General features: G+C 58.9%; 26 protein-coding genes. 11 read left to right on the forward strand and 15 right to left on the reverse strand.

The window, feature by feature from the left end; genetic code table 11:
* Positions 1-237: 237 nt before the first annotated feature.
* The 6 genes from potF to rlmC all read left to right on the forward strand — a co-directional run bounded on the left by potF (position 238) and on the right by rlmC (position 6,132).
* Positions 238-1,347, forward strand: a complete 1,110-nt coding sequence (gene potF, locus D8B20_RS06030; protein ID WP_145888025.1) for a spermidine/putrescine ABC transporter substrate-binding protein PotF — start codon at positions 238-240, stop codon at positions 1,345-1,347.
* A 119-nt stretch (positions 1,348-1,466) separates the two neighbouring features.
* Positions 1,467-2,600: a putrescine ABC transporter ATP-binding subunit PotG gene (gene potG, locus D8B20_RS06035; RefSeq protein WP_145888026.1), complete on the forward strand. Its 1,134-nt coding sequence runs from the start codon at positions 1,467-1,469 to the stop codon at positions 2,598-2,600.
* A 9-nt stretch (positions 2,601-2,609) separates the two neighbouring features.
* Positions 2,610-3,566, forward strand: a complete 957-nt coding sequence (potH, locus tag D8B20_RS06040) for a putrescine ABC transporter permease PotH (RefSeq protein WP_145888027.1) — start codon at positions 2,610-2,612, stop codon at positions 3,564-3,566.
* Positions 3,563-4,408, forward strand: coding sequence for a putrescine ABC transporter permease PotI (gene potI / locus D8B20_RS06045; RefSeq protein WP_145888028.1), 846 nt, complete (start codon positions 3,563-3,565; stop codon positions 4,406-4,408). The genes potH and potI overlap by 4 nt, the downstream gene beginning before the upstream one ends.
* Positions 4,409-4,480: 72 nt before the next feature.
* Positions 4,481-4,948 (forward strand): YbjO family protein, encoded by a 468-nt coding sequence (locus D8B20_RS06050; RefSeq protein WP_145888029.1) that lies wholly within the window; start codon positions 4,481-4,483, stop codon positions 4,946-4,948.
* A 47-nt stretch (positions 4,949-4,995) separates the two neighbouring features.
* Positions 4,996-6,132, forward strand: a complete 1,137-nt coding sequence (gene rlmC, locus D8B20_RS06055; RefSeq protein ID WP_145888030.1) for a 23S rRNA (uracil(747)-C(5))-methyltransferase RlmC — start codon at positions 4,996-4,998, stop codon at positions 6,130-6,132.
* A gap of 63 nt (positions 6,133-6,195) precedes the next feature.
* Here the strand turns inward: rlmC and artJ (D8B20_RS06060) are convergent, their stop codons facing one another.
* The 6 genes from artJ (D8B20_RS06060) to D8B20_RS06085 form a co-directional block, all read right to left on the reverse strand.
* Positions 6,196-6,927, reverse strand: coding sequence for an arginine ABC transporter substrate-binding protein (gene artJ, locus D8B20_RS06060; RefSeq protein ID WP_145888031.1), 732 nt, complete (start codon positions 6,925-6,927; stop codon positions 6,196-6,198).
* 176 nt (positions 6,928-7,103) lie between these two features.
* Positions 7,104-7,772, reverse strand: coding sequence for an arginine ABC transporter permease ArtM (gene artM, locus D8B20_RS06065; RefSeq protein ID WP_145888032.1), 669 nt, complete (start codon positions 7,770-7,772; stop codon positions 7,104-7,106).
* A gap of 2 nt (positions 7,773-7,774) precedes the next feature.
* A complete protein-coding gene (artQ, locus tag D8B20_RS06070; RefSeq protein ID WP_145888033.1) occupies positions 7,775-8,488 on the reverse strand; it encodes an arginine ABC transporter permease ArtQ in 714 nt (237 codons plus the stop codon).
* Positions 8,489-8,494: 6 nt separating this feature from the next.
* On the reverse strand, positions 8,495-9,226 hold the full coding sequence (gene artJ / locus D8B20_RS06075) for an arginine ABC transporter substrate-binding protein (RefSeq protein WP_145888034.1): 732 nt from the start codon (positions 9,224-9,226) through the stop codon (positions 8,495-8,497).
* 15 nt (positions 9,227-9,241) lie between these two features.
* A complete protein-coding gene (gene artP / locus D8B20_RS06080) occupies positions 9,242-9,970 on the reverse strand; it encodes an arginine ABC transporter ATP-binding protein ArtP (protein WP_145888035.1) in 729 nt (242 codons plus the stop codon).
* A gap of 240 nt (positions 9,971-10,210) precedes the next feature.
* Positions 10,211-10,750, reverse strand: coding sequence for a lipoprotein (locus D8B20_RS06085; RefSeq protein ID WP_145888036.1), 540 nt, complete (start codon positions 10,748-10,750; stop codon positions 10,211-10,213).
* A gap of 111 nt (positions 10,751-10,861) precedes the next feature.
* On the opposite strand from D8B20_RS06085, the gene D8B20_RS06090 reads away from it, so the two are divergent.
* Both D8B20_RS06090 and D8B20_RS06095 read left to right on the forward strand, forming a co-directional pair.
* The gene (locus D8B20_RS06090) at positions 10,862-11,182 is read left to right on the forward strand and encodes a heavy metal-binding domain-containing protein (protein WP_145888037.1); all 321 of its coding nucleotides are present in this window, start codon (positions 10,862-10,864) and stop codon (positions 11,180-11,182) included.
* On the forward strand, positions 11,182-12,006 hold the full coding sequence (locus D8B20_RS06095) for an N-acetylmuramoyl-L-alanine amidase (RefSeq protein ID WP_145888038.1): 825 nt from the start codon (positions 11,182-11,184) through the stop codon (positions 12,004-12,006). The genes D8B20_RS06090 and D8B20_RS06095 overlap by 1 nt, the downstream gene beginning before the upstream one ends.
* A gap of 12 nt (positions 12,007-12,018) precedes the next feature.
* Here D8B20_RS06095 and ltaE read toward each other — a convergent pair whose 3' ends face one another.
* The 3 genes from ltaE to D8B20_RS06110 all read right to left on the reverse strand — a co-directional run bounded on the left by ltaE (position 12,019) and on the right by D8B20_RS06110 (position 15,824).
* Positions 12,019-13,020, reverse strand: a complete 1,002-nt coding sequence (ltaE, locus tag D8B20_RS06100) for a low-specificity L-threonine aldolase (protein ID WP_145888039.1) — start codon at positions 13,018-13,020, stop codon at positions 12,019-12,021.
* Positions 13,021-13,089: 69 nt separating this feature from the next.
* Entirely contained in the window at positions 13,090-14,811 is a 1,722-nt protein-coding gene (gene poxB / locus D8B20_RS06105; RefSeq protein WP_145890436.1) for a ubiquinone-dependent pyruvate dehydrogenase, read from the reverse strand.
* A gap of 113 nt (positions 14,812-14,924) precedes the next feature.
* Positions 14,925-15,824 (reverse strand): LysO family transporter, encoded by a 900-nt coding sequence (locus D8B20_RS06110; RefSeq protein ID WP_145888040.1) that lies wholly within the window; start codon positions 15,822-15,824, stop codon positions 14,925-14,927.
* 137 nt (positions 15,825-15,961) lie between these two features.
* Here D8B20_RS06110 and D8B20_RS06115 point away from each other — a divergent pair, with 137 nt between their 5' ends.
* The gene (locus D8B20_RS06115) at positions 15,962-17,602 is read left to right on the forward strand and encodes an ATP-dependent nuclease (RefSeq protein WP_145890438.1); all 1,641 of its coding nucleotides are present in this window, start codon (positions 15,962-15,964) and stop codon (positions 17,600-17,602) included.
* 82 nt (positions 17,603-17,684) lie between these two features.
* Here the strand turns inward: D8B20_RS06115 and cspD are convergent, their stop codons facing one another.
* Positions 17,685-17,906, reverse strand: a complete 222-nt coding sequence (gene cspD, locus D8B20_RS06120; RefSeq protein ID WP_145888041.1) for a cold shock-like protein CspD — start codon at positions 17,904-17,906, stop codon at positions 17,685-17,687.
* A 322-nt stretch (positions 17,907-18,228) separates the two neighbouring features.
* Between cspD and clpS the strand changes: the two genes are divergently transcribed.
* Both clpS and clpA read left to right on the forward strand, forming a co-directional pair.
* A complete protein-coding gene (gene clpS / locus D8B20_RS06125) occupies positions 18,229-18,549 on the forward strand; it encodes an ATP-dependent Clp protease adapter ClpS (protein ID WP_145888042.1) in 321 nt (106 codons plus the stop codon).
* A 55-nt stretch (positions 18,550-18,604) separates the two neighbouring features.
* Positions 18,605-20,884, forward strand: coding sequence for an ATP-dependent Clp protease ATP-binding subunit ClpA (gene clpA, locus D8B20_RS06130; RefSeq protein ID WP_145888043.1), 2,280 nt, complete (start codon positions 18,605-18,607; stop codon positions 20,882-20,884).
* A gap of 88 nt (positions 20,885-20,972) precedes the next feature.
* Here clpA and infA read toward each other — a convergent pair whose 3' ends face one another.
* The 5 genes from infA to trxB all read right to left on the reverse strand — a co-directional run bounded on the left by infA (position 20,973) and on the right by trxB (position 26,869).
* Positions 20,973-21,191, reverse strand: coding sequence for a translation initiation factor IF-1 (gene infA / locus D8B20_RS06135; protein ID WP_002211347.1), 219 nt, complete (start codon positions 21,189-21,191; stop codon positions 20,973-20,975).
* A 345-nt stretch (positions 21,192-21,536) separates the two neighbouring features.
* A complete protein-coding gene (gene aat, locus D8B20_RS06140) occupies positions 21,537-22,229 on the reverse strand; it encodes a leucyl/phenylalanyl-tRNA--protein transferase (RefSeq protein WP_145888044.1) in 693 nt (230 codons plus the stop codon).
* Positions 22,230-22,262: 33 nt separating this feature from the next.
* Positions 22,263-23,993, reverse strand: coding sequence for a heme ABC transporter ATP-binding protein/permease CydC (gene cydC, locus D8B20_RS06145; protein WP_145888045.1), 1,731 nt, complete (start codon positions 23,991-23,993; stop codon positions 22,263-22,265).
* Positions 23,993-25,759: a heme ABC transporter permease/ATP-binding protein CydD gene (gene cydD / locus D8B20_RS06150; protein ID WP_145888046.1), complete on the reverse strand. Its 1,767-nt coding sequence runs from the start codon at positions 25,757-25,759 to the stop codon at positions 23,993-23,995. The genes cydC and cydD overlap by 1 nt, the downstream gene beginning before the upstream one ends.
* 144 nt (positions 25,760-25,903) lie before the next feature.
* Positions 25,904-26,869 carry a thioredoxin-disulfide reductase gene (gene trxB, locus D8B20_RS06155; RefSeq protein WP_145888047.1) on the reverse strand — a complete coding sequence of 322 codons (966 nt, stop codon included), beginning with the start codon at positions 26,867-26,869 and terminating at the stop codon, positions 25,904-25,906.
* Positions 26,870-26,928: the final 59 nt, after the last annotated feature.

Consider the following 26,928-nt stretch of genomic DNA (forward strand, 5'->3'; position numbering starts at 1 on the left):
AACATGCATAACTTATCGCTAAAAGGCGTTTTTTAAGCTGGGATCTGGCACGGGGCAATCAGGGGGGCTATTCTTGCGGGGCTGCCTGCTACCTGCAACTCACGCTCAGGTATAGGTTTTTGCTATTAAACTCCCGCTGAATATTGATTCATTGTGTGTCTGTATTTTCACAGCCAACGCAACGACCGGATCGCGTGTATGCAGCGTTGTAATGACCCGCTCAGGAGGACGAAAAACATGATCAACCACAAGAAAAAATGGTTGCCAGGTGTGGTTGCCGGTGTGCTGATGGCTGCGGCCATGGGAACGCAGGCAGAAGACAAAACGCTGCACGTGTATAACTGGTCTGATTATATTGCTGCCGATACGGTGCCGAATTTCGAAAAGCAGACCGGCATTAAAGTGGTCTACGACGTGTTTGACTCCAATGAAGTTCTGGAAGGCAAACTGATGGCCGGTTCCACCGGGTATGACGTCGTGGTGCCTTCTTCCAGCTTCCTTGCGCGCCAGCTGCAATCCGGCGTGTTTCAGGAGCTGGACAAGAGCAAGCTGCCTAATTACAAAAACCTCGATCCGGATCTGATGGCCAAAGTGGCGCAGCACGATCCCGGCAATAAGTATGCTATCCCGTACCTGTGGGGCACCACCGGCATTGGCTATAACATCGATAAAGTGAAAGCCGCCTTAGGTACTGACGCGCCGGTGAACAGCTGGGATCTGGTCATGAAGCCGGAAAACCTGGAAAAACTGAAAAGCTGCGGTGTCTCTTTCCTGGATGCGCCGGAAGAGATTTTCGCCACCGTGCTGAACTATCTGGGTAAAGATCCGAACAGCACCGATGCCAAAGACTACACCGGTGCCGCAACCGATCTGCTGCTGAAGCTGCGTCCGAATATCCGCTACTTCCACTCTTCGCAGTACATCAACGATCTGGCAAACGGCAACATCTGCGTGGCGATTGGCTGGTCAGGTGACATTCTGCAGGCGAAAGACCGTGCGGTAAAAGCCAACAACGGCGTGCACCTGGGTTACAGCGTGCCGAAAGAGGGCGCCCTGGCGTTCTTTGACATGATGGCAATTCCAAAAGACGCCAAAAACCTTGATGCCGCGTATCAGTGGCTGAACTACATCATGGATCCGAAAGTGATCGCCGATGTCTCCAACAAAATGAACTATGCCAACGGCAACAAAGCCTCGCTGCCGCTGATCAATGCCGACGTCCGCAATAACCCGGGTATCTTCCCGACGCCGGAAGCGATGGCGAAGCTGTTTGTGCTCAAGGTCCAGGATCCGAAACTGGATCGTGCGCGCACCCGTGCATGGACTAAAGTAAAAAGTGGTAAGTAATTCGTTCGCAACGAATTAACCCTTTGAAGACGACAACAGAGGCGCGGTGCTGGCCTCTGTTGTGCCATTTTAGCGGCTGGCTGTGCCGCGCTATCCCGCTTAGCGCCGGAGAAACATGAGTGAACGACGCGATTCCCCGCCCACAACATAAAACGGCTAAGGCGTTAACGCCGCTGCTGGAAATTCGCAATCTGACCAAATCTTTTGACGGCCAGCACGCCGTGGATGATGTCAGTCTGACCATTTACAAAGGTGAAATTTTTGCCCTGCTTGGTGCGTCCGGCTGCGGTAAGTCGACGCTGCTGCGCATGCTGGCGGGGTTTGAAATCCCCAGCAGCGGCCAGATTGTGCTGGACGGACAGGACCTGTCACACGTGCCGCCTTATCAGCGGCCAATCAACATGATGTTCCAGTCCTACGCGCTGTTTCCGCACATGACGGTGGAGCAAAACATCGCGTTTGGCCTGAAGCAGGACAAGCTGCCGAAAGGGGAAATCAGCAGCCGCGTGGCGGAGATGCTGGCGCTGGTGCACATGGAAGAGTACGCCAGGCGTAAGCCGCATCAGCTCTCCGGCGGTCAGCGGCAGCGCGTGGCGCTGGCGCGCAGCCTGGCCAAGCGGCCCAAACTGCTGCTGCTGGATGAGCCAATGGGGGCGCTGGATAAAAAACTGCGCGACCGTATGCAGCATGAGGTGGTCGATATTCTCGAGCGCGTCGGCGCAACCTGCGTCATGGTCACGCACGATCAGGAAGAGGCGATGACCATGGCAGGCCGTATCGCCATCATGAATCGCGGCAAGTTTGTGCAGATTGGCGAGCCGGAAGAGATCTATGAGCATCCGACCAGTCGCTACAGCGCCGAGTTTATCGGATCGGTCAACGTGTTCGACGGCCTCCTGCGCGAGCGCCGCGAAGACGGGCTGGTGCTGGATGCGCCGGGCCTGGTGCATCCGCTCAAAGTACAAACCGATGTCTCGGTGGTTGATAACGTGCCGGTGCACGTGGCGCTGCGCCCGGAAAAAGTGATGCTGTGCGACGATGTCCCGGCAGATGGCTGTAACTTTGCCGTGGGTGAGGTGGTGCACATTGCTTATCTTGGCGATCTGTCGATTTACCATGTCCGGCTGCAAAGCGGGCAGATGATCAGCGCACAGCTGCAGAACGCACATCGCTACCGCAAAGGCGCGCCGACCTGGGGTGACGAAGTGCGGCTGTGCTGGGATGCGGACAGCTGTGTGGTCCTGACGGTTTAAGGAGGCGTAATGAGCCAGATTTCTCAACGCAGCCAGCCGCAGGTTGCGGGCACGCCGCTGCAGCGCTGGGGCACACGCATGAAAATGCAGCATGGCCGCAAGCTGGTGATCGCGCTGCCTTATCTGTGGCTTATCCTGCTGTTTTTACTGCCGTTTCTCATCGTGCTGAAAATCAGCTTCGCGGATATCGCGCGGGCGATCCCGCCCTATACCGATCTGGTGACCTGGGCGGACGATCAGCTTAACCTGGTGCTTAACCTGGGCAACTACCTGACGCTGACGGACGATCCGCTGTATGCCGAAGCCTACCTGACGTCGCTGAAGGTTGCCGCCATCTCAACGGTAATCTGCCTGCTGATTGGCTATCCGCTGGCGTGGGCAGTGGCGCACAGTAAGCCTTCCATGCGCACCATTCTGCTGCTGCTGGTTATTCTGCCGTCGTGGACGTCCTTCCTTGTGCGCGTCTACGCGTGGATGGGGCTGCTCAACAACAACGGCATTCTCAACCGCTTTCTGATGTGGCTCGGGGTGATCGATCATCCGCTGGTGATTCTCTACACCAACACGGCGGTCTATATCGGCATTGTTTACTGCTATCTGCCGTTTATGGTGCTGCCGATCTATACCGCCCTGACGCGCATAGATTACTCGCTGGTGGAGGCGTCGCTTGATCTGGGAGCCCGGCCGCTGAAAACCTTTTTCAGCGTTATCGTGCCGCTGACCAAAGGCGGCATTATCGCCGGCTCGATGCTGGTCTTTATTCCAGCGGTGGGCGAGTACGTGATCCCTGAACTGCTGGGCGGACCGGACAGCATCATGATTGGCCGCATCCTGTGGCAGGAGTTCTTTAATAACCGCGACTGGCCGGTGGCGTCGGCGCTGGCGGTGATTATTCTGCTGATCCTGATTCTGCCAATCATCTGGTTCCACAAGCATCAGAACCGCGAAATGGGGGAGAAGGAATGAATCAGCTACCGGTCATCCGCTCGCCGTGGCGCACCGCCATTCTGGCGCTGTGCTTTATTTTCCTCTATGCGCCGATGCTGCTGCTGGTGATCTACTCCTTTAACAGCTCGCAGCTGGTGACGGTGTGGGAGAGCTTCTCGTTCCACTGGTATCAGGTGCTGTTCCAGGATGATGCCATGCTGGATGCGGTGGGGCTCAGCCTGACCATCGCCGCGCTGTCGGCCACGATGGCCGTGGTGCTGGGCACCATGGCGGCAGTGATCATCGTGCGCTTCGGCCGTTTTCGCGGCCACAGCGGCTTTGCCTTTATGCTGACCGCGCCGCTGGTCATGCCGGATGTCATCACTGGCCTTTCGCTGCTGCTGCTGTTTGTGGCAATGGGCAATACGCTGGGCTGGCCGTCCGATCGCGGTATGCTGACCATCTGGCTGGCCCACGTCACCTTCTGTACCGCTTACGTGGCGGTGGTGATCAACTCGCGGCTGCGCGAGCTGGATCGCTCAATTGAAGAGGCGGCGATGGATCTGGGCGCCACGCCGGTTAAGGTGTTCTTTGTGATCACCGTGCCGATGATCGCGCCGGCGATTGTCACCGGCTGGCTGCTGGCGTTTACGCTGTCGCTGGACGATCTGGTGATTGCCAGCTTTGTCACCGGTCCGGGAGCCACCACGCTGCCGATGGCGATCTTCGCGACCGTGCGGCGCGGCGTCAACCCGGAGATCAATGCGCTGGCATCGCTGATTCTGTTTGTCGTCGGGCTGGTGGGCTTTGTCGCATGGCGCTTTATGGCACACGAAGAAAAACAGCGCCTGCGTGATATTCAGAAAGCCAGACGTGGCTGAACCGGCAAACATTTGCCACTATAGTAACGGGCCTGCTGTCAGGCCCGTTTTTTATGGTCACGGAGTTACACCATGTCGGAAACCCTCAAAAACAGCCGCCTGATGACGGCGGCCCCGGTGCCGGTCACCGTGGCTGGCATCGCCATTATTGCCACGCGCTGCCTCAGCGTACTGATGCTGGCCAATGAGCTGGGTTACGACGAAATCGCCAACTTTGTGCATCGCAGCGCGCAGGCGTGGGATTCCACGCTGATTTTTATCGCCAGCCAGCTGATTTTCCTGTTTGAGCTGCGCTGCGCCTTTACGCTGATGCGCGGCAGCAATCGCGGTCGCTGGGGTTATGCCATTGCGCAGGCCATTGTGCTGCTGTATATGCTGATGGCGTCGGTGGGCTGGATCTACCCGGAAATATTCAGCATTCCAGGCGAGACCAATGCGCAGATCATTCACCATACGCTGCAGCAGAAGCTGCCGGATGTGCTGGTGCTGCTGTTACTGTTTGTTCCGGCCAGCAGCCGCGCATTTTTCCGCAGCCGGTGATACAATCGGCCCCCGTTTTTTCTCCCGATTCTCAATACAGGCTTTCCATGCATTGCGCGCTTTATGAAGCCGGCCGCTGTCGCTCCTGTCAGTGGCTGGAAAAACCCTATTCGCACCAGGTCAGCGACAAACAGGCCCGGCTGCAGCAGCTGCTGGCTGCCATGCCGGTGGCGGAATGGTGTCCGCCGGTGACAGGCGCGCAGCAGGGGTTTCGCAATAAAGCCAAGATGGTCGTCAGCGGCAGCGTTGAACGCCCGGTATTTGGCATGGTCGCGCGCGACGGTGAGCCGGTTGATCTGGCAGACTGTCCGCTTTATCCCGCCAGCTTTGCCCCGGTTTTTGCCGTGCTGCGGCCCTTTATTGCCCGCGCGGGCCTCACGCCCTACAACGTCGCACGCAGGCGCGGCGAGCTGAAGTTTCTGCTACTGACCGAAAGCACGCAGGGCGGCATGATGCTGCGCTTTGTGCTGCGATCCACAACGAAACTGGCGCAGCTGCGCGCGGCGCTACCGTGGCTGCAGCAGCAGTTGCCGCAGCTGCAGGTGATTTCTGCCAACATCCAGCCGGTGCATATGGCGATTCTTGAAGGTGAAGAGGAGATTGCGCTGACCTCGCGCCAGGCGCTGGAGGAGAATTTCAATCAGGTGCCGCTCTGGATCCGGCCGCAGAGTTTTTTCCAGACCAACCCGCAGGTAGCGGCTGTGCTTTACGCCACCGCCCGCCGCTGGGTGGCGGCGCTGCCGGTCAGCAGCATGTGGGATCTGTTTTGCGGTGTCGGCGGGTTTGGCCTGCACTGTGCCACACCAGAAATGCAGCTCACCGGCATTGAGATCAGCGCCGAGGCCATTGCCTGTGCCCGGCAGTCGGCGCAGCAGCTCGGGCTGGAGAAAGTCAGCTTTGCCGCGCTGGATTCCACCCGGTTTGCCACCTCACGTGACGCCGTGCCGCAGCTGGTACTGGTGAATCCGCCACGGCGCGGTATTGGCGCGGCGCTGTGCGACTATCTCAGCCGTATGGCACCGGCGTATATTCTCTACTCAAGCTGTAATCCGGACAGCATGGCGCAGGATATCGCGCGGCTGGCCGACTACCGCATCAGCCGCGTGCAGCTGTTCGACATGTTTCCGCACACGGCGCATTTTGAAGTGCTGACATTACTGACAAGGCAGGGTGGAACAGCGTAGCGGCAGCTTGCGCTGAGGACGTGCAGAACCTGGCAGGCCGCGCGCCACGCTATCCCATAATGCTTACTGCGGGAACCACTTCTGATTGATTTGCTGCCAGCTGCCGTTGGCTTTCAGATCTGCCAGCGCGCGGTTAATCGCTTCCAGCAGCGGGGTATTGCCTTTACGTACCGCGATCCCCAGACCGGTGCCGAAATAGTCGCTGTCGGTGATAGGTTCCCCGACCGCGCTGAGATCGCTATTGGCTTTCAGCCACTGACTGACTACTGCGCTGTCACCAAATACCCCATTCAGACGGCCATTTTTCAGATCGAGAATCGCGTTCTGATAGCTGTCATATGACACCGCGATTACCTCCGGATGCTTCTCCTGCAGGTATTTCTGATGGGTGGTGCCGTTCTCCACGCCAACACGCTTGCCCTTCAGCTGGCTGAAATCCGTGAAGTCACCCTTATGCGCAATCACAATGGCTGAATTGGCGTAATAGGGCTGGCTGAAGTCCACCTGTTTACTGCGCTCGGCGGTGATGTCCATGCCGGAGATCACCGCGTCATAGCGGCGGAACTTCAGCGACGGGATCAGGCTGTCAAAGGCGTTATTGGTAAAAGTGCAGTCAGCCTTCATCTGCTGACACAGCGCTTTGGCCAGATCGATATCAAAGCCGACAATCTGATTATTGTTATCCAGCGACTCAAAGGGGGGATAGGTCGCGGATACGGCAAAGCGAATTTTCTCCGCCGCATAAGCATTCATTGTCAGCGTGGCCAGTACAGCGGCAACAATCCATTTTTTCATAGTGTGACTCCCGAAAATCATGCCAGAGGCGAAACGAGTGACACCTTGCCAGTTAATGAATTTATATTCAATAAAAATGACTATTAATTTACAGCAGGGCGGGCGGTAAACGCGTCACTGTGCGGGTCAGAGGCAGCGGCGCTTCTGACCCGCACAGCGCAGGACGTGACAGGGGATCAGTTGCGGCGCTCAAACGCCAGCGCGCGTTTTTCGATCAGGCGCATCATCAGCGTCAGCAGGCCGTTAACCACCAGGTAAATCAGTCCGGCGGCGGCATAAACCGTGACATCGTAGGTGCGGCCATACAGCAGCTGGCCGTGACCCATCACTTCCATCAGCGTAATGGTGTACGCCAGTGAGGTACTTTTGAACACCAGCACCACTTCGTTCGAATAAGATGAGAGCGCGCGCTTAAAGGCATACGGCAGCAGAATGCGCAGCGTATCTTTGCGGTTCATACCCAGTGCCGCGCAGGATTGCCACTGGCCGGCCGGGATGGCACGCACTGCCCCGTAAAACAGCTGGGTGGTGTAGGCCGCACTGTTGAGTGACAGCGCCAGCAGGGCACACAGCCAGGGTTGCGACAGCAGATGCCACAGCCACGGCACGTTCTGGATCGACGGGAACTGACCCGGGCCGTAGTAAATCAGGAAGATCTGCACCAGCAGCGGCGTGCCGGTAAACACGGTGATATAGCCTTTCACCAGCGCAGTCAGCAGCGGCGTTTTCAGCGCCAGCACGATGGTGCAGAGCAGGGCCAGCAGCAGCGCCGCAATCAGCGAGGCCACGGTCAGCGTCAGGCTGGTATGCAGTCCCTTTAGCAGTTCAGGTAAATAAGCCAGCATCGTTACGCCCCCCGCTCAAAACGCGTCGTGCGCAGCTCAATGCGCCGCAGCACTGCCTGGCTGAACAGCGTGATCGCCAGGTAGATTGCTGCCGCCACCAGATACCAGGTAAACGGCTCCTGCGTACGCGTGGCGATGCTTTTGGTCTGCAGCATCAGATCGTTCACGCTGATCAGCGACACCAGCGCGGTGTCTTTTAGCAGCACCAGCCACTGATTGCCCAGGCCGGGCAGGGCATGACGCCACATCTGCGGCATGATCAGACGGAAGAAGATAGCGGATTTTTTCATGCCCAGCGCCTGACCGGATTCCCACTGCCCCAGCGGTACGGCTTTCAGCGCACCGCGCAGCGTTTGCGACGCATAAGCGGAGTAGAGCATGGCCAGCGCAATCACCCCGCAGAGAAACGGGCTGACATCAAAGTTTTCAATCGGCACCTGCACCGGCAGGCTAAACAGGCCGAAGGGGAGGGTAAAGCCGTCTGAGAGCGTTAACAGCAGCTGTGAAGCGCCGAAATAGATAAACAGCACCACCAGAATTTCCGGCAGGCCGCGAATCAGCGTCACCAGGCCGGTGCCGATCCACGCCAGCGGTTTCCAGCGTAGCGATTCCCAGCCAGCAAACATCATCGCCAGCACAAGGCCGGCGATCAGAGCACAAACGGCAAGGCCGACGGTCATCCCGGCGGCGCTTGCGAGTGGAATCATTTCATTCATCAGAGATTACTGCTGAAACCATTTGTTGTAGATGGTTTTGTAGGTGCCGTCGGCTTTGATCTTATCCAGCGCCGCGTTGAATTTGCCCTGCAGCTCGGCATTGCCCTGACGCACGGCAATGCCCAGACCGGTGCCGAAGTAGTCTTTATCGGTGACCTTTTGACCCAGTGCGGCAAGGCTGGCGTTCTGCTTCAGCCACTCGTTCACCACGGCGGTATCGCCGAACACCGCGTCGATGCGGCCATTTTTCAGATCCAGCACTGCATTCTGGTAGCTGTCATAAGGCACTACGGTGATTTCGCTGTGCTTGTCGGTCAGGTATTTCTGGTGCGTGGTGCCATTCTGCACGCCCACACGCTTGCCTTTCAGCGCGGCCACATCCGCCAGTTTGCCTTTCCGGGCAATAAAAAGCGCAGAGTTGTCGTAATACGGTTTGGTAAACAGCACCTGCTTTTCGCGCTCCGGGGTGATGTCCATACCGGCCATCACGGCATCAAAGCGGCGGAATTTCAGCGACGGGATCAGGCTGTCAAACGCCTGGTTGGTAAAGGTACAGGTCGCATCGATCTCTTTGCACAGTGCGTTAGCCAGATCGACATCAAAGCCCTGAATCTTGTTCTCAGAATCAACGAACTCAAACGGCGGGTATGAGGCCTCAGTAGCGAAACGCAGCGTCTGGGCCGCAGAGGCGCTCAGGCTCAGCGTGGCAAGCAGTGCAGCAAGTACAACTTTTTTCATTGTGGGCATCCTGACTTAGTGCGAAAGATAATGTGCAAACGCGTCGGTTTGCGGCTGTGTAAAGAGGCTGGCGTCGCCCTGTTCAACAATGCGGCCGTTTTCCATATAGACCACGCGGCTGGCGGTTTTACGTGCCACGTCGACTTCATGGGTCACGATCACCTGCGTAATCTGCGTCTGCGCCAGCTCGCGGATAATGCTGACGATCTGCGCCGTGATTTCCGGGTCGAGTGCGGCGGTAGGCTCATCAAACAGCAGTACCTGCGGCTCCATCATCAGCGCACGGGCAATCGCCACGCGCTGCTGCTGGCCGCCGGATAAATGCAGCGGGAAGCGATCGGCATACGGCGTCAGGCGCAGGCGATCCAGCAGTTTATCGGCACGCGCACGGGCAGCCTCTTTGCTGAGTCCCAGCACGCGGCACGGCGCTTCCGTCAGGTTTTGCACCACGCTGAGGTGCGGCCAGAGATTGTATTGCTGAAAAACCATGCCGACGTTCTGGCGCAATTCGCGAATGGCGCGGTCGGCGGGCGTCTGGCTGAAATCGAACCGGTTACCGGCAATCTGCAGGGTGCCGGAACGCGGCTGCTCCAGCAGGTTAAGCACGCGCAGCAGTGAGCTTTTCCCCGCGCCACTCGGACCGAGCAACACCAGCGTTTCGCCCTGCGGGCAAGCCAGGTTGATATCGAACAGCGCCTGATGGGCGCCGTAAAAACAGTTGATGGCGTTTAGTTGAATACTCATGCGCAAAAAATGAATAGCAATTAGTGCCGCAAATCTTAACGTCACCAGAATAGTTATGCAATTGAGGTGGGTTAAAATTTATTAAAGTGCAATTAAACAGCAAAAGCGTAGCACAATATCGGGCAGGTCAGGGCGGGAAAGGGACGCGGGACTGCGCGGTTTGCGCGTCAGCACGCAAAAAAAGCGCCGCAATGATGCGGCGCGCTGATGGGTATGGCTGACCGGCGAAAAAAGCGGCGACTATTTTTTCTCTTCCAGCAGCTGGCTGAGCGAACCGCCGCCCGGATGCGGCCAGTCGCCAACGTAGCGCACGTCGTCCACCGCCCAGCAGGTGCCTTCGTGGATCATCAGCACCTCATCGTGCCAGCGTTTGTCATTGCGGCTCAGCGCCACGCGCAGCGGGATATTGCGCGCATCGCGGTTGGGAATGGTGGACGCACTGGCGACATCTGCCGCGTCCGGTCCCTGCGGCAGGCTGGAGAAGAGATCGCCCTGCTGCCAGGCCGCCGGCCGGGTGTGTTGCTGGCTGGCCTGCAGCAGCTTCTGATACAACCGATCGCTCAGATAAGGCCGGTATTTTGCCAGCGTGCTGCTATCCGGCACGCCCTGCGTCGGCTGGCTGACGCGCAGGTCGTAGAACTGCTGCGCCACGCTATCCGGGCCGCCGTCGGCACAGGCTGCCATGCGCGGCCCGTTATCATGGATGACCGGTTCAACCGGCGTACAGGCGCTTAGCAGTAACGCCGCGGGAACCAGCAGCGCAAAGGCGTTGTTTCTCATCTCGATTTCCTTATTGTTGTTCACTGGCAAAGCGCCATTTTTAGCATAGAGTATAGCCGTGCTTTTAGACCGTAAGCGCTATCGCAACCCGAATCACCCCAGGAGATAACGATGAAATTTTCTACTACGCCAACGCTGGAAGGGCAGAGCATCACGGAATACTGCGGCGTCGTCACCGGCGAAGCGATTCTGGGCGCCAATATCTTTCGCGATTTCTTCGCCGGTATCCGCGACATCGTTGGTGGCCGTTCCGGTGCCTATGAAAAAGAGCTGCGTAAAGCACGTCAGATTGCGTTTGAAGAGCTGGAAGAGCAGGCGCGGGCGCTGGGCGCTAACGCGGTTGTGGGCATTGATATTGACTACGAAACCGTAGGGAAAGAGGGCAGCATGCTGATGGTCAGCGTCACCGGAACCGCCGTGATCGTACGCTGATGCGTCTGGTGTTACTGCTGGCGCTGACGTTGCTGCTCAGCGCCTGTCACTCTGCGCTGGAGCAGCGCAACGGCTATTGGGTGGATACGGCGCATCCGGCGCAGGGTGCGCGGCCGCGTATCAGGGTGGTGGTGCTGCACTATACGGCGGAGGATTTTCCCGCTTCGCTGGCCACGCTGACCGATCGCGAGGTCAGTGCGCACTACCTGATTCCCCGGCAGCCGCCGCAGCAGGCGGGCGAGGCGGTTATCTGGCAGCTGGTGCCGGAAAGCCAGCTGGCCTGGCATGCCGGGCCCAGTTTCTGGCGCGGCGCGACGCGCCTGAATGATACCTCGGTGGGCATTGAGATTGTCAATCAGGGCTATCGTCGTACGCTGACCGGCCTGCAGTGGCAGCCGTTCACTGCGGCGCAGCAGCAGGTACTGACGATGCTGCTGCGCGATATTATCCGCCGCTATGGCATTGCGCCGGAGAACATTGTTGGCCACAGCGACATTGCGCCGCAGCGTAAACAGGACCCCGGCCCGCTTTTTCCGTGGCAGCAGCTGGCACAGCAGGGCATTGGCGCATGGCCGGACGCCGCCACGGTACAGCGTTATCTGGCAGGGCAGGCCGCGGATCAGCCAGTCAGTCCCGAACGGCTGCTGGCCACGCTGCAGCGTTACGGTTATGACGCGGCGACAGCCCGCACGCCGGAGAGCCAGCGCAAGCTGATCGCCGCGTTCCAGATGCATTTCCGTCCACAGGATTACCGCGGCCTTGCGGATGCCGAAACGCTGGCCATCGCCCGGGCACTGCTGGCCCGTTATGGCGAAGCGCAGTAAACCGCGCCGCGATTACTGCTGCAGAAAGGCGCGCCAGTACGCTACCAGCTGTTCCAGATCCTGACGCGACACGTCAAGATGCGTGACCAGACGCGTTTGTGGGCCGACGCTGATCTGCACCTCGCGGGCCTGCATCCAGCTCTGCAGCGCGGCCACCTGCGCGGCCGGCACCTTGACGAACACCATATTGGTCTGCTGGCTTACCACGTCAACGCCGAGCGCGCTCAGCTGGGTTGCCAGCCAGGCCGCGTTATCGTGATCCGCTTTCAGCCGGGCGACGTTATGCTGTAACGCATACAGCCCGGCTGCGGCCAGTATGCCCGCCTGACGCATACCGCCCCCGGTCATTTTGCGCCAGCGACGCGCCTGTTCAATGTAGGCGACCTCGCCGCACAGCAGGGAACCGACCGGCGTGCCCAATCCTTTGGAAAGGCAGATAGTCAGGCTGTCGCAGTAACGGGCGATATCCGCCAGCGTGGTCTCCAGCGCCACCACGGCATTGAAGATACGGGCGCCATCAATATGCAGCGCCAGCTGCCGTTCACGGGTAAAGTGCCACGCCTGCGCCAGATACGGCAGCGGCAGCACGTGACCGTGATGGGTGTTTTCCAGACTCAGCAGGCGGGTGCGGGCAAAGTGGATGTCGTCGGGTTTGATCGCCGCCGCGACGTCTGCCAGCGGCAGCGAACCGTCAGCCGCCTGCAGAACAGGCTGCGGCTGAATGCTGCCCAGCACCGCCGCGCCCCCGGCTTCATATTTATAGTTATGCGCCTGCTGACCAACGATATATTCATCGCCGCGCTGGCAGTGGCACAACAGCGCCACCAGGTTGGCCTGAGTGCCGGTAGGGAAGAACAGCGCAGCCGCTTTACCGCTCAGTCGTGCGGCCTCGGCTTCCAGTGCATTCACGGTGGGATCATCCCGGTAGACGTCATCGCCGGTCTCTGCGGCCATCATGACTTCCAGCATCGCGGCGGATGGGCGGGTCACGGTATCACTGCGTAAATCGATCACGGTGCTCTCCTGAAATAAAAAAAGCGGGCTGAGCGCCCGCCTGTGCATTGTCCGGCTGGTCCCTTCGTTTTACCGCAGCCAGTTGGTTTTCGCCAGTTCGACGATTTCATCACCGCGTCCGTTGAGAATGGCGCGCAGCATATACAGGCTGAAGCCTTTGGCCTGCTCGGCTTTGATCTGCGGCGGCATCGACAGCTCCTCTTTGGCGGTGATCACATCCACCAGCACCGGGCCATCATGTGAGAACGCCTGCTCCAGCGCCGCGTTAAGATCGGAGGCTTTTTCCACCCGTATACCTTTAATCCCGCAGGCGCTGGCGATGGCGGCGAAATCCGGATTGTCCAGATCGGTGCCGTCAGTAAGATAACCGCCTGCCTTCATCTCCATGGCCACAAAGCCCAGCACGCTGTTATTGAAGATCACCAGCTTCACCGGCAGCTTAAGCTGCGCCAGCGAGATGAAATCGCCCATCAGCATACTGAAACCGCCGTCGCCGCACAGCGCGACCACCTGCCGCTGTTTATCGATGGCCTGCGCGCCCAGTGCCTGCGGCATCGCATTCGCCATCGAGCCATGGTTAAACGAACCAATCAGGCGGCGTTTGCCGTTCATCTTCAGGTAGCGTGCAGCCCACACGGTTGGCGTGCCAACATCGCAGGTGAAGATGGCATCTTCCGCCGCGTAATGGCTGATCTGCTGGGCCAGATACTGCGGGTGAATGGCCTGTTTGTCGTTTGGCGTCGCCAGCTCATCCAGCCCTTTGCGCGCGTCCGCATAGTGCCGCAGGGCGCTGTCCAGATGATGGCGATCGTCATGCGGATTAAGCTGTGGCAGCAGCGCCTGCAGGGTGGCTTTGATATCGCCCACCAGTGCCATATCCACATGGCTGTGCGCCCCCAGGCTGGCCGGGTTGATATCAATCTGGATGATGTTCGCGTCGGCCGGATAGAAGGCGCGATAAGGGAACTGGGTGCCAAGCAGCAGCAGGGTGTCGGCGTTCATCATGGCGTGGTAGCCGGAGGAGAAGCCAATCAGTCCGGTCATCCCGACGTCGTACGGGTTATCGTACTCCACGTGCTCTTTACCGCGCATCGCATGGACCACCGGCGCTTTCAGCGTTTCGGCCAGTTTTACCACTTCTGCATGTGCACCGGCGCAGCCGCTGCCGCACATCAGCGTGATGTTGCTGGCGGCGTTCAGCGTATCGGCCAGACGGGCCAGCTCGGGGGCGGACGGCACAACCTGCGGCAGCTGCGGCGGATACCACGTACTGCGCGCCTGCTCCGGGGCCGGTTTCAGCGCCACGTCGCCTGGCAGCACAATCACCGAGACGCCGCGATTGAGAATCGCTTTGCGCATGGCAATGCCAAGCACCTGCGGCAGCTGTTCAGGATTGGACACCAGTTCGCAGTAGTGACTGCACTCGCGGAACAGTTCCTGCGGATGCGTTTCCTGAAAATAGCCGCTGCCAATTTCGCTAGAGGGAATATGGGCGGCAATTGCCAGCACCGGGACGTGGTTGCGGTGGCAGTCAAACAGACCGTTGATCAGATGCAGGTTGCCGGGACCGCATGAACCGGCGCACACCGCGAGCTCACCGCTGATCTGCGCCTCAGCGCCGGCGGCAAAGGCCGCCACCTCTTCATGGCGCGTAGGCATCCATTCAATGGTGCCCATACGGTTCAGGCTGTCGCTCAGCCCGTTCAGGGAATCACCGGTGACGCCCCAGATGCGTTTCACACCCGCGCTTTCAAGCGTTTTGGCCAGCAGTGCCGCCACAGTTTGTTTCATCATTCGCTCCTTACTGGTGTTGCGCCATCCATGCTGATGGCGAAAACGGGTCAGTCAGAAAGCGTAGACGACAGGTGACAAACGCAGCCGTGAAAAAATGCGCTGCGTCACACTCAGGCAGAGAACAGGGCGATCAGCACCGGGGCCAGCAGATTCATAATGAAGCCATGCACTATCGCCGCCGGCACAATCTCCACCCCGCCGGCGCGCTGCAGGATCGGCAGGGTAAAGTCCATGGATGTGGCACCGCTCAGGCCCAGCCCGACGCTGCGGTAGCGCGTCATCAATACCGGAATCAGCAGCACGGCGGCCAGCTCGCGCAGCAGATCGTTAAAGAATGCGGCGCTGCCCATCACCGGCCCATACGCTTCCGTCATCAGAATGCCCGACAGCGAATACCAGCCAAATCCGCTGGCCAGCGCCAGACCGGTGTTCACTGACACCCCCAGCAGCCAGGCGGCGAGCACGCCCCCGGCCAGCGAGCCAGCCAGTGAAACCAGCGCCACCATCATGCCACGTCGGTTGAGCGTGATCTGGCGCAGCGTCATACCGCTGCCGCGCAGCTGTACCCCGACCAGAAACAGCAGCACAATCAGGGCGATTTCGCTGAGCGTGGCGGCATGGCGTAGCGGTGACCACTGACTGAGGCCGATCAGAAAACCGGCCAGCACGGCCACGCACAGTTTCAGCGACTCCAGCACCATGTGCCAGCGTGAAGGCAGTGCCTGCTGGCGCTGCTGACGGCGCCACGGCCAGCGTGTCTCCAGCAGCCACAGCGCCAGCAGCGAGCAGCTGAGAATCGCGCCGGCGGCAATAAAAGCGGTTTTGAATACGATGATCAGGTTACTGCCGAGGTTGTCGAGAAACGCCAGGCTGGTGCCCATAAAAAACAGAATGGCGTAAATCAGCAGGCTCAGCAGCCGGTTAACCTGCTGCAGCAGGGCCGGCTGATGCCACGGCAGCAGATAACCCATAAACAGCGGCACAAGAATAATAAGCAGACCGGTATACATAGCGCGATGGGATCCTTTTTTGCGAGGCGTCACGCTAATGGAAAATATCTGACGTGTAAACCTTTACCCGGCTGACCGGCTTGACCAACGCAGCGCAGCGAACCATGCTCAGGCAAGGCTCTGAAGGGATGGCGCAAATGCTTCTGGAACAGATCGATATACACGGCTTTCGCGGCATCAGCCGCTTATCGTTGCCGCTGACGGCCACCAGTCTGCTGATTGGTGAAAACGCGTGGGGCAAGTCCAGCCTGCTGGATGCGCTGACGCTGCTGCTGGCACCTGCAGCAGAGCCCTATCAGTTCACCGCCGATGATTTTCATTTTCCGCCGGGCGATCCTGCAGGGCGGCTGCATCAGCTGCAGCTGGTCCTGCGTTTTCGCGCCGGCGACAGCGACCAGCATGCGCTGTTTCAGCCGTTCTGGCAGCGTGATGCCTGCGGCCGTTATATCTGCTTCAGCACGCGGGCAGTGCGGCACGCTGACGGCGTGAAAACCAGCTGGCGTTTTCTGGATGCGCAGGGCGATGCGTTACCACAGGCTGGCACGGCGGAGGCGCTGACGCACCTGCGTGCCTGCTCGCCGGTGCTGCGGCTGCGCGATGCGCGCTTCGGTCGCCGCAGGCGGCACAGTGAGCAGGACGGTGCACGTCACACCACCACACTGAATGCGCTGGCGCGGGAAGCAGAGAGCTTAACGCGCGAACTGGTAAACCAGCCGCAAAACCTGAGCGATGCGCTATTGCACCAGGGATTGCAGACCATGCAGCAGTTACTGGCACACTATTTTCAGCTGCAGCAGCCGGATAACAGCGCGGCACGCGTGCCGCCAGAGTGGCGCGATGGGCGGCAGGGCTGGCGCGCGCTCGACCAGCTGAATCAGCTGATCGCCGGCAGTGAAACCCGCAGCCGGCAGGTGGTGCTGCTGCGCATGCTGTCACTGCTGATTCAGGCGCACGGCAATGCCCCGTTGCCAGCGGGTGCGCAGCCGCTGTTGCTGGTAGAAGATCCGGAAACGCGGCTGCATCCGATTATGCTCTCGGTCGCGTGGAATCTGCTGGAGCTGATGCCGGTGCAGAAGGTGGTGACCACCAATTCGGGCGAACTGCTGACGCAGGTGCCGCTGGAAAACCTGTGCCGGCTGGTGCGTGAACCGCAGCGTGTCGCCGCCTGGCGCATCGGGCCGGAAGGTCTGAACGCTGAAGAGCGTCGCCGCATCGGCTTTCACATCCGCGTTAACCGACCGTCAGCGCTGTTTGCCCGCTGCTGGCTGCTGGTGGAGGGGGAAACCGAGGTGTGGATCATCAACGAACTGGCGCGCCAGTGCGGTTATCATTTTGCCGCTGAGGGGGTAAAAGTGATCGAGTTTGCCCAGTCAGGGCTGAAACCGCTGCTGAAATTTGCCCGGCGCATGGGGATTGTCTGGCATGTGCTGACCGATGGCGATGACGCCGGGAAAAAATATGCGGCTACCACGCGCAGCCAGCTGCAGCCGCACGAGCAGGAAGCGGATCATCTGACCCAGTTTCCGGCTCCGGATATTGAGCACTTCTTTTACGCGCAGGGTTTCCGGGACGTTTATCACCAGATGGCGCACCTGCCGTTAAACGCGCCCCTGAATGCGCGGCGTATTATTACCAAAGCCATTCATCACAGCGCCAAGCCGGAGCTGGCGATTGCGGTGGCAATGGCCGCCGCCGCGCGCGGGCCGCAGGCGATACCGCCGTTGCTGCAACAGTTATTTGCCCGAGTGACGGGGCTGGCGCGCGGGCGGGAAGGGTGAAGGCGTGCAAAAGAAAAATGCCAGCGTCTGCGGCTGGCATTTTTAATCGGGAGTGGTCAGAATGAGAGCAGATGCGCGCGCGTCAGGAGAGCGGCGATGCTTCACAGGGCACAATCAGGCTGGCGTGATTGCCTTTCGGCCCTTCATGGACATCGAACTGGACTTGCTGGCCCGCTTTCAGCGTTCTGTATCCCTCCATCTGGATCGTGGAGTAGTGTGCGAAGATATCGTCGCCGCCGCCAATCGGACAGATAAAACCGAAGCCTTTGGCGTTGTTGAACCATTTAACAGTACCCGTCTCCATGCTTTTACTTCCCTCGCAAGACATTTTGATAAGTAGGTGAGGTCATTGAAGCTGTGAGCGAGTTTGTTTAAAACTCAATCAGCTTGTGTAAGTAGAATGTAGAGAAACGGACCTTATCGTCAAGCAATCGGCCCTGGCGCACGGGGAGAAATTCATCAAAATTTGAGGCAGTTAACGCTATTGCAAATTTTGTGATACAGGTCGCGCATGCGCTTTCAGGACCGCTCAGGAGTAAGGGGAAACGGGCTTGACAGGCGTGTTAAACTTGAGGTGAGAGCACAGTAATGTGCGCTACCGTAACGCAGAATTTCGACGGAACATTATGGCAAACACAAACGACTGGCTTAACTTTGAACATCTGGCCGAAGACAAAGTACGTGAAGGGTTAAAGCCGCCTTCTATGTATAAAGTTATCCTGAATAACGACGATTATACACCTATGGAATTTGTTATTGACGTTCTGCAAAAGTTCTTTTCTTATGATGTTGAACGTGCAACGCAGCTGATGCTGAAAGTTCACTACCATGGAAAGGCAATCTGTGGTGTATTCACTGCAGAAGTGGCGGAGACGAAAGTCGCCCAGGTGAACAATTATGCTCGCGATAATCAACATCCGTTGTTATGTACGCTGGAAAAAGCCTGAAGCTGTCTCCATATAGGATTCAGATCGTCAGAGCGATAATTGGGGGAGGTGCCAAATGCTCAATCAAGAACTGGAACTCAGTTTAAACATGGCTTTCGCCAGAGCGCGCGAGCACCGTCACGAGTTTATGACCGTCGAGCATCTGTTGCTGGCCCTGCTCAGCAACCCGTCGGCCAGAGAGGCACTGGAAGCCTGTACGGTGGATATCGCGGCTCTTCGTCAGGAACTCGAAGCCTTCATAGAACAAACCACGCCGGTGCTGCCTGCCAGCGAAGAGGAGCGGGACACGCAACCGACGCTCAGCTTCCAGCGCGTGCTGCAGCGGGCCGTATTCCATGTCCAGTCATCCGGTCGCAGCGAAGTTTCGGGTGCGAACGTGCTGGTCGCCATCTTCAGCGAGCAGGAGTCGCAGGCGGCTTATCTGCTGCGCAAACACGAAGTGAGCCGCCTTGATGTGGTGAACTTCATCTCCCATGGTACGCGTAAAGATGAACCGGGCCAGCCGCAGAACAGCGCGGAAAATCCGGTCAACGAAGAGCAAGCAGGCGGGGAGGAACGTATGGAAAACTTCACCACCAATCTTAATCAGCTTGCTCGTGTCGGCGGTATTGACCCGCTGATCGGCCGCGATAAAGAGCTGGAACGGGCGATTCAGGTACTGTGCCGTCGGCGTAAAAACAACCCGCTGCTGGTGGGGGAATCCGGCGTTGGTAAAACCGCCATTGCGGAAGGCCTTGCCTGGCGCATCGTGCAGGGCGACGTACCGGAAGTGATGAAAGAGTGCACCATTTATTCACTCGATATCGGCTCTCTGCTGGCGGGCACCAAGTACCGCGGTGATTTTGAAAAACGTTTCAAAGCGCTGCTGAAACAGCTGGAACAGGACAACAACAGCATCCTGTTTATCGACGAAATTCACACCATCATTGGCGCGGGTGCCGCATCAGGTGGTCAGGTGGATGCGGCGAACCTGATTAAGCCGCTGCTCTCCAGCGGTAAAATTCGCGTGATGGGTTCCACCACCTATCAGGAATTCAGCAATATCTTTGAGAAAGACCGGGCGCTGGCACGGCGTTTCCAGAAGATCGACATCACCGAGCCTTCTGTGGAAGAGACGGTGCAGATTCTCAACGGTCTGAAACCGAAGTATGAAGCGCATCACGATGTGCGCTATACCGCGAAAGCGGTGCGTGCAGCGGTTGAGCTGGCGGTGAAGTACATCAACGATCGTCATCTGCCGGATAAAGCGATTGACGTGATTGATGAAGCCGGTGCGCGTGCGCGCCTGGTGCCGGTCAGCAAGCGTAAAAAGACCGTCAACGTGTCAGATATTGAATCGGTTGTCGCGCGCATTGCCCGTATTCCGGAGCAGAGCGTTTCAGCGACCGATCGCGATACGCTGAAAAACCTTGGCGACCGTCTGAAAATGCTGGTGTTTGGTCAGGACAACGCTATCGAGGCGCTGACGGAGGCGATCAAAATGAGCCGCGCCGGTCTGGGCCAGGATCGCAAGCCGGTGGGTTCCTTCCTGTTTGCCGGGCCAACCGGTGTCGGGAAAACCGAAGTCACCGTGCAGCTGGCAAAAGCGCTGGGTATCGAGCTGCTGCGCTTTGATATGTCCGAGTACATGGAACGCCATACCGTCAGCCGTCTGATCGGTGCGCCTCCGGGTTATGTCGGTTTTGACCAGGGCGGTCTGCTGACGGATGCGGTGATCAAACATCCACATGCCGTCGTGCTGCTGGATGAAATTGAGAAAGCGCATCCGGATGTGTTTAACCTGCTGCTGCAGGTGATGGACAACGGTATGCTGACCGACAACAACGGGCGCAAAGCGGATTTCCGTAATGTTGTGCTGGTGATGACGACCAACGCCGGGGTACGTGAAACTGAGCGTAAGTCGATTGGCCTGATTCAGCAGGACAACAGCACTGACGCGATGGAAGAGATCAAAAAGATCTTTACGCCGGAGTTCCGTAACCGTCTCGACAATATTATCTGGTTCCGTCATCTCGATACCGAGGTGATTCATCAGGTGGTGGATAAATTCATTGTTGAGCTGCAGGCGCAGCTGGATGCGAAAGGGGTTTCGCTGGAAGTCAGCGACGATGCCCGCGACTGGCTGGCGGAGAAAGGGTACGACAAAGCGATGGGTGCCCGTCCGATGGCGCGTACCGTGCAGGAGAACCTGAAAAAACCGCTGGCGAATGAGCTGCTGTTTGGCTCGCTGGTGGATGGTGGCTCCGTCTCGGTTGCTCTCGACAAAGAGAAAAATCAGCTTACCTATCACTTCCTGAGCGCGGAGAAGCGTAAAACGGAAGGCACCGTGCACTAAGGTGCAGCAAATAAAAAGGCCGGATGCGAATCCGGCCTTTTTTTTCGCACTCGGTAAACCTCAGCAAGCGCGCAACGGGTACAACAACTTAGCGACTACGGAAGACAATGCGGCCTTTGCTCAGGTCGTACGGGGTCAACTCGACAGTCACTTTGTCGCCCGTCAGGATGCGGATGTAGTTTTTACGCATTTTACCGGAGATATGAGCGGTAACCACGTGCCCGTTTTCAAGCTCTACGCGGAACATGGTGTTAGGTAACGTATCCAGTACGGTACCTTGCATTTCAATATTGTCTTCTTTGGCCATCGAATCCTCTGGGTGAACTACCAAACTGTTGAACCGGCAAGATAATGCCGAATTCCATGATTTATGTAAAGAAACGTTGATTGTTTTTGCCAACGCTTCGCCGTGCATCGCGCCGTTGCGCGTGCAGTACGGATAAATTCGGGTGTTGTTGACGTCTGCGGGGGATTAGCGGGCTAAGAATCTGCGCCAGTCGGCAACCAGAGCGCAACTGAAGCAGCTTCGGGAACCGGTGGGATTCCCAGCCTGGCAATTCCGGCTCGCCACAGCGAAGCGCGGACGACATACCAAACTCGATTATTGTATCACTTTTGTCGGGAATTGTGTGCAAAACATCTGCGGCGTGGGTCAAAAAAGGGTTTGTGTTTGCCAGCATCCGCTCTCTGCCGGTTGCCACGCCAGCGTCTGCACATACTGCAGATAGTCCACACGCGGTATTTCTGTCGCGCCGAGCGAGGCGGTGTGCGGGTTCAGCACCTGACAATCAATCAGCCGCCCCTGATGCGCCATAAAATGCTGAGAAAATACCCACAGGGCGGTTTTCGACGCGTTCTCCCGGCGGCTGAACATCGACTCGCCGCAAAAAATTTGCCCGAGCGCCAGGCCATACATGCCGCCGACCAGCTGATTCTCCTGCCACACCTCAATCGAATGCGCGTGGCCCAGTTCATACAGACGCAGCCAGGCACGTTTGACTTCAAAGGTGATCCAGGTGCCTTCCTGCCGGCCGCTGGCGCAGCCTTCCAGCACATCGGCAAAGGCGTGGTTCATGGTAACGCGGTAGGGGGAATGGCGGTGGAAACGGGCCATGCTGCGGCTGAGGTGAAACGATTCCGGCAGCAGCACCGCACGCGGATCGGGTGACCACCACAGAATGGGATCGCCCGGGGAGAACCAGGGAAAAATGCCACGCTGGTAAGCATTCAGCAGGCGGGCAGGAGAGAGATCGCCGCCCATTGCCAGCAGGCCATTCGGTTCACGTAACGCCATCTCCGGCGGTGGAAAATTCAGCGAATCACGTGAAAGTTGAATCAGTCTCATTGCATTACTCACCCGGCGGCTATCCCGCTACGACTATAACGCAAAGCGCTGACAGAAACGCCAGTAGCGCCCTGCTTTTGAGATTAATTCCGCATGGCTGCCGGATTCCACAATCTGTCCCTGATCCATCACGCAAATGCGATCCAGCTTTTCCAGCCCGGTCAGACTGTGCGTGACCATAATCAGGGTGCGGCCCTGTCCTGCGGTGCGCAACAGTGAGAGAATATGCTGCTCGGTAGCCGCATCCAGTCCTTCGGTGGGTTCATCCAGCAGCCAGAGATCGCCATCGTGCAGGAGCGCGCGGGCGATAGCCAGACGGCGCAGTTCACCGCCGGAGAGCGGGCGACCGCCTTCACCCATCCAGGCATTCAGCCCTTCAGCGGTGGTCAGCAGATGCGCCAGTCCCACCTGTTCCAGCACCGCACTGAGCATTGCATCACTCGCTTCAGGCCGGGCCAGCAGCAGATTATCGCGCAGCGTCTGGCTGAACAGATGTACGCGCTGCGTCACGACGCTGATGCGCTGGCGCAGGCTTACCTCATCCCAGTGTTCAAGCGGAACGCCGTTCAGCAGGATGCTGCCCTGTTGCGCCTGCTGGCCGCGGGTCAGCAGCGTCAGCAGACTGGACTTACCACAGCCGGTAGGGCCAAGCAGCGCCAGATGCTCACCTGCCTGCAGCGTCAGGGAAAAATCCTGCAGCACCGGTTCCGGACGCTGCGGATAACTGAAACAGAGGTGCGACAGCTCAAGATGGGCGCCGGAGGGCGACACGACTGGCTGCGGCGGGAAACGAATCGCAGGAGGCTGGGTGATGATCTCCTGCACGCGCTGCGCCGAACGGGTGACCTGGGCCAGCGGCAGAAAGGCACCCGCCACCGGCGCGAGTGCTTCAAAAGCGGCCAGAGCGCAGAACACAAACAGCGCGATCAGGGCACCCGGCGTGGACTGATCGCCGACACCGGCGGCCGCCAGCCACAGCAGCAGGGTTACGGTTGCGCCGCTGATTAGCAGCAGCAGGCTTTGCGCCAGTGCCTGTAAACGCTGCTGGCGCTGCTGTGCCTGTTGCCAGGCTATCTCCTCGCGATCCAGCTGCTGGCGCCACCGGGGCGCCGCACCGTAAATCTGCAGCTCTGCCAGGCCACTGATCCAGCTGGTCAGCTGCTGGCGCCAGCCGGCCTGACGGCGGGCAATCGCCAGCCCGGCCGCGCTTCCCAGTCGCCAGAACAGCGGTGGCATCAGCAGCAGCGTCAGCAGCATAATCCCGCCAGTCAGCAGAGCCAGCGGCACATCCAGCAGGGCCAGACCAACCGTAACCACCCCAATCACGATGGCCGCGCCGGCCAGCGGGGAGATGACCCGCAGATAGAGATGATCCAGCGTATCAACATCGCTGACAAAGCGATTAAGCAGTTCACCCTGACGAAAGCGCGCCAGCTGTTCCGGTGCCAGCGCCATCAGCCGGCTGAAAGTATAAACCCGCAAATGCTGCAGCACGCGGAAGGTCGCATCGTGGCTGACCAGCCGTTCAAAATAGCGCGCCGCCGTACGAATAATGGCGGCACCCCGCACGCCGGCCGCCGGCAGCATATAGTTAAAGGTGTACAGGCCGGCGACGCCCGCCAGCGAGGAGGCCGCCAGAAACCAGCCGGACAGGGTCAGCAGGGCAATGCTGGCGAGCAGCGTGGCAATCGCCAGCAAAATACCCAGCCCGAGGCGCCACGGATGACGTCGGTACAGGCGCAGAAAAGGCAGTAAAGCACGCATCAGCTGATCTCCTTCTGGCGGTGTTGAGCCAGGTCGCGCAGCGCACCCGCCTGCTGTATCAACTGCTGCCAGGTACCCTGCTGCACCAGCTGACCCGCCTGCATGACCCACACCTCGTCCCACTGCGCCAGCTCGTCCAGCTGATGGGTAATCATCAGCGTGGTCTGGCAGGTTGAGGCCTGCTGCAGCGCCGCCATGACGTGACGTTCGCTCTGACTGTCCAGTCCGGCGCCTGGCTCATCCAGCAGCAGCAGCTGCGCCGGTTTCAGCAGGGCACGCGCCACGGCAACGCGCTGCGCCTGGCCAACTGACAGGCCGATGCCGCCCTCTCCGAGCACGGTATCCAGCCCGTCAGGCAGGCGCGGCAGAAAGGCATCGACACCGGCGCGCTGCAGCGCAGACAGCAGCGCCGGTTCTGGAACCTGCTGATGCAGCAACACGTTTTCCCGCAACGTCAACGCCGGCAGCTGCGGATTTTGTCCGACCCATGCGACCTGCTGCTGCCAGCTTTCCCGGGGAAGGGTGCGTAGCTCCTGCCCGTTGATCAGCAGTGAGCCCTGATAAGGCAGGAATCCCAGTAGCACGTTGATCAGCGCCGTTTTTCCCGCGCCGCTTTCACCCACCAGCGCCACGCGCTGGCCGGGCCGGAGCGTAAAATTCAGCGGGCGGGAGAGGGCAGTGCCGCTGGCCGTCATGACCTGCATATCCTGCGCGCAAATCGTAAGGGGTGCGCTGAGCGAAAGCGTGCCCGCGGCAACCGTCTGCGGCTGCGGGCTTTCACGCAAAAAGGTCTCTAAGGCGTCTGCGCCGCCGGTCGCCTGCGCTTTGGCATGATAGAACGTGCCCAGATCGCGCAGCGGTTGAAAAAACTCCGGCGACAGTATCAGCGCGAGAAAACCCGCAAACAGCGTGACGCCAGTGCCATAAGCGCCAAAATGAAATTCACCGAGGTAGGAGAAGCCAAAATAGACCGCGACCACGGCAATCGCCAGCGAGGCGAAAAATTCCAGCACCGCCGAGGAGAGAAAGGCCAGACGCAACACTTCCATGGTGCGCTGGCGGAAGTCGCGGGTGCTGGCAGCAATCGCCTGCTCTTCGGCAGCGGCGCGGTGAAACAGGCGCAGAGTTTCGCGCCCGCGCAGCCGATCGTAAAAATCCCCGCTCAGACGCGCCAGCGCCAGAAAATTACGGCGGTTAGCGTCAGCGGCGCCCATGCCAACCAGCGCCATAAACAGCGGAATCAGCGGGGCGGTCAGCAGCAGAATCAATCCGGCGGCCCAGTTAACCGGGAAGATAGCCAGCAAAATGGCGCAGGGCACAAACACCGCCAGCGACATCTGGGGCAGATAGCGCGCATAGTAATCCTGCATCTCTTCAATTTGCTCCAGCAGGAGCGTTGCCCAGCTGCCGGCAGGTTTGCCCTGGATCCATGCCGGGCCAAGCTGTTCAAGGCGGTCCAGAACCTGCTGGCGCAGCGCACGGCGAATAGCCACCCCGGCGCGCTGGCCGGCCATTTCACGGGCGTAGTGCAAAACCGCACGCAGCACAAAACAGAGCAACAGCAGCAGGAAATCCGTGACCAGTCCGGTGCGGGGCTGCTGTGCCACAATCAGATTCTGCAACAGCGATGCCAGCAGCCAGGCCTGCGCGATAAGCACCAGCGCGGCCAGAAAACCATACAGCGAAGCGGCCCGTAACGCGCGGGCACCGTGATGACGTTGCTGGCGCAGCCAGCGCAGCAGTTCTTGTTGCCGTGACTTGTTCATGCGCAACCATTTTGATCACTGTGAAGAGAAACGAATCCGGAGAAAATCCCGGCGGTGCGGGTGGCAGAACTGTAACATGCAGGCGATAAAAAAGGCGACCAGAACGGGTCGCCTTCGTGCAATTATGATCAGGTTATTAACAACTTACTTATCGTTTTTAACCAGGCCGTCAAGATAGCGCTCTGCATCCAGCGCGGCCATACAGCCGGTGCCGGCAGAGGTAATGGCCTGGCGGTAAATATGGTCCATCACGTCGCCAGCGGCGAACACGCCCGGCACGCTGGTCTGGGTGGCATTGCCATGCAGACCGGACTGCACTTTGATGTAGCCATTTTCCAGCGCCAGCTGACCGTCGAAAATCGCCGTGTTCGGGCTATGGCCAATGGCGACAAACAGTCCTGCCACCTCAAGCGATTCAGGCGCTTCACCTTTGGTAGAGAGCAGCTTCAGGCCGGTTACGCCCATCTGATCGCCTACCACCTCTTCCAGCGTACGGTCCGTGTGCAGCACGATATTGCCGTTGCGCACTTTATCCATCAGCCGGTCAATCAGGATTTTCTCGGCGCGGAAGCTGTCACGACGGTGAATCAGGTGCACTTCCGAGGCGATGTTGGCCAGGTAAAGCGCTTCCTCAACCGCGGTGTTACCACCACCAATAACCGCCACTTTCTGATTACGGTAGAAGAAACCATCACAGGTTGCGCAGGCGGAAACCCCTTTACCTTTAAACGCTTCTTCCGACGGCAGGCCCAGATAGCGCGCAGACGCACCGGTTGCGATGATTAACGCATCCGCTGTGTATTCGCCGCTGTCACCGGTCAGGCGGAAAGGGCGGTTCTGCAGATCAACCGTGTGAATGTGATCGAAAATGATCTCGGTGTTGAATTTCTCGGCATGGGCGTGCATACGCTCCATCAGCGAAGGTCCGGTCAGATCGTGCGGATCGCCCGGCCAGTTCTCGACTTCTGTCGTCGTGGTGAGCTGACCCCCTTTTTCCAGTCCGGTAATCATGACGGGATTCAGATTCGCGCGCGCAGCATAAACCGCCGCGGTATAACCGGCAGGGCCGGAGCCCAGAATGAGCAGCTTACTGTGTTTGGCCGTACTCATGCGTTCCTCAGTGTGTGTCTGACAACATGGTGTTTGATTGTAGGGAAATTGCCGCGGCA

Origin of the sequence: Candidatus Pantoea soli, assembly GCF_007833795.1 — a bacterium.
GTDB lineage: Bacteria > Pseudomonadota > Gammaproteobacteria > Enterobacterales > Enterobacteriaceae > Pantoea > Pantoea soli.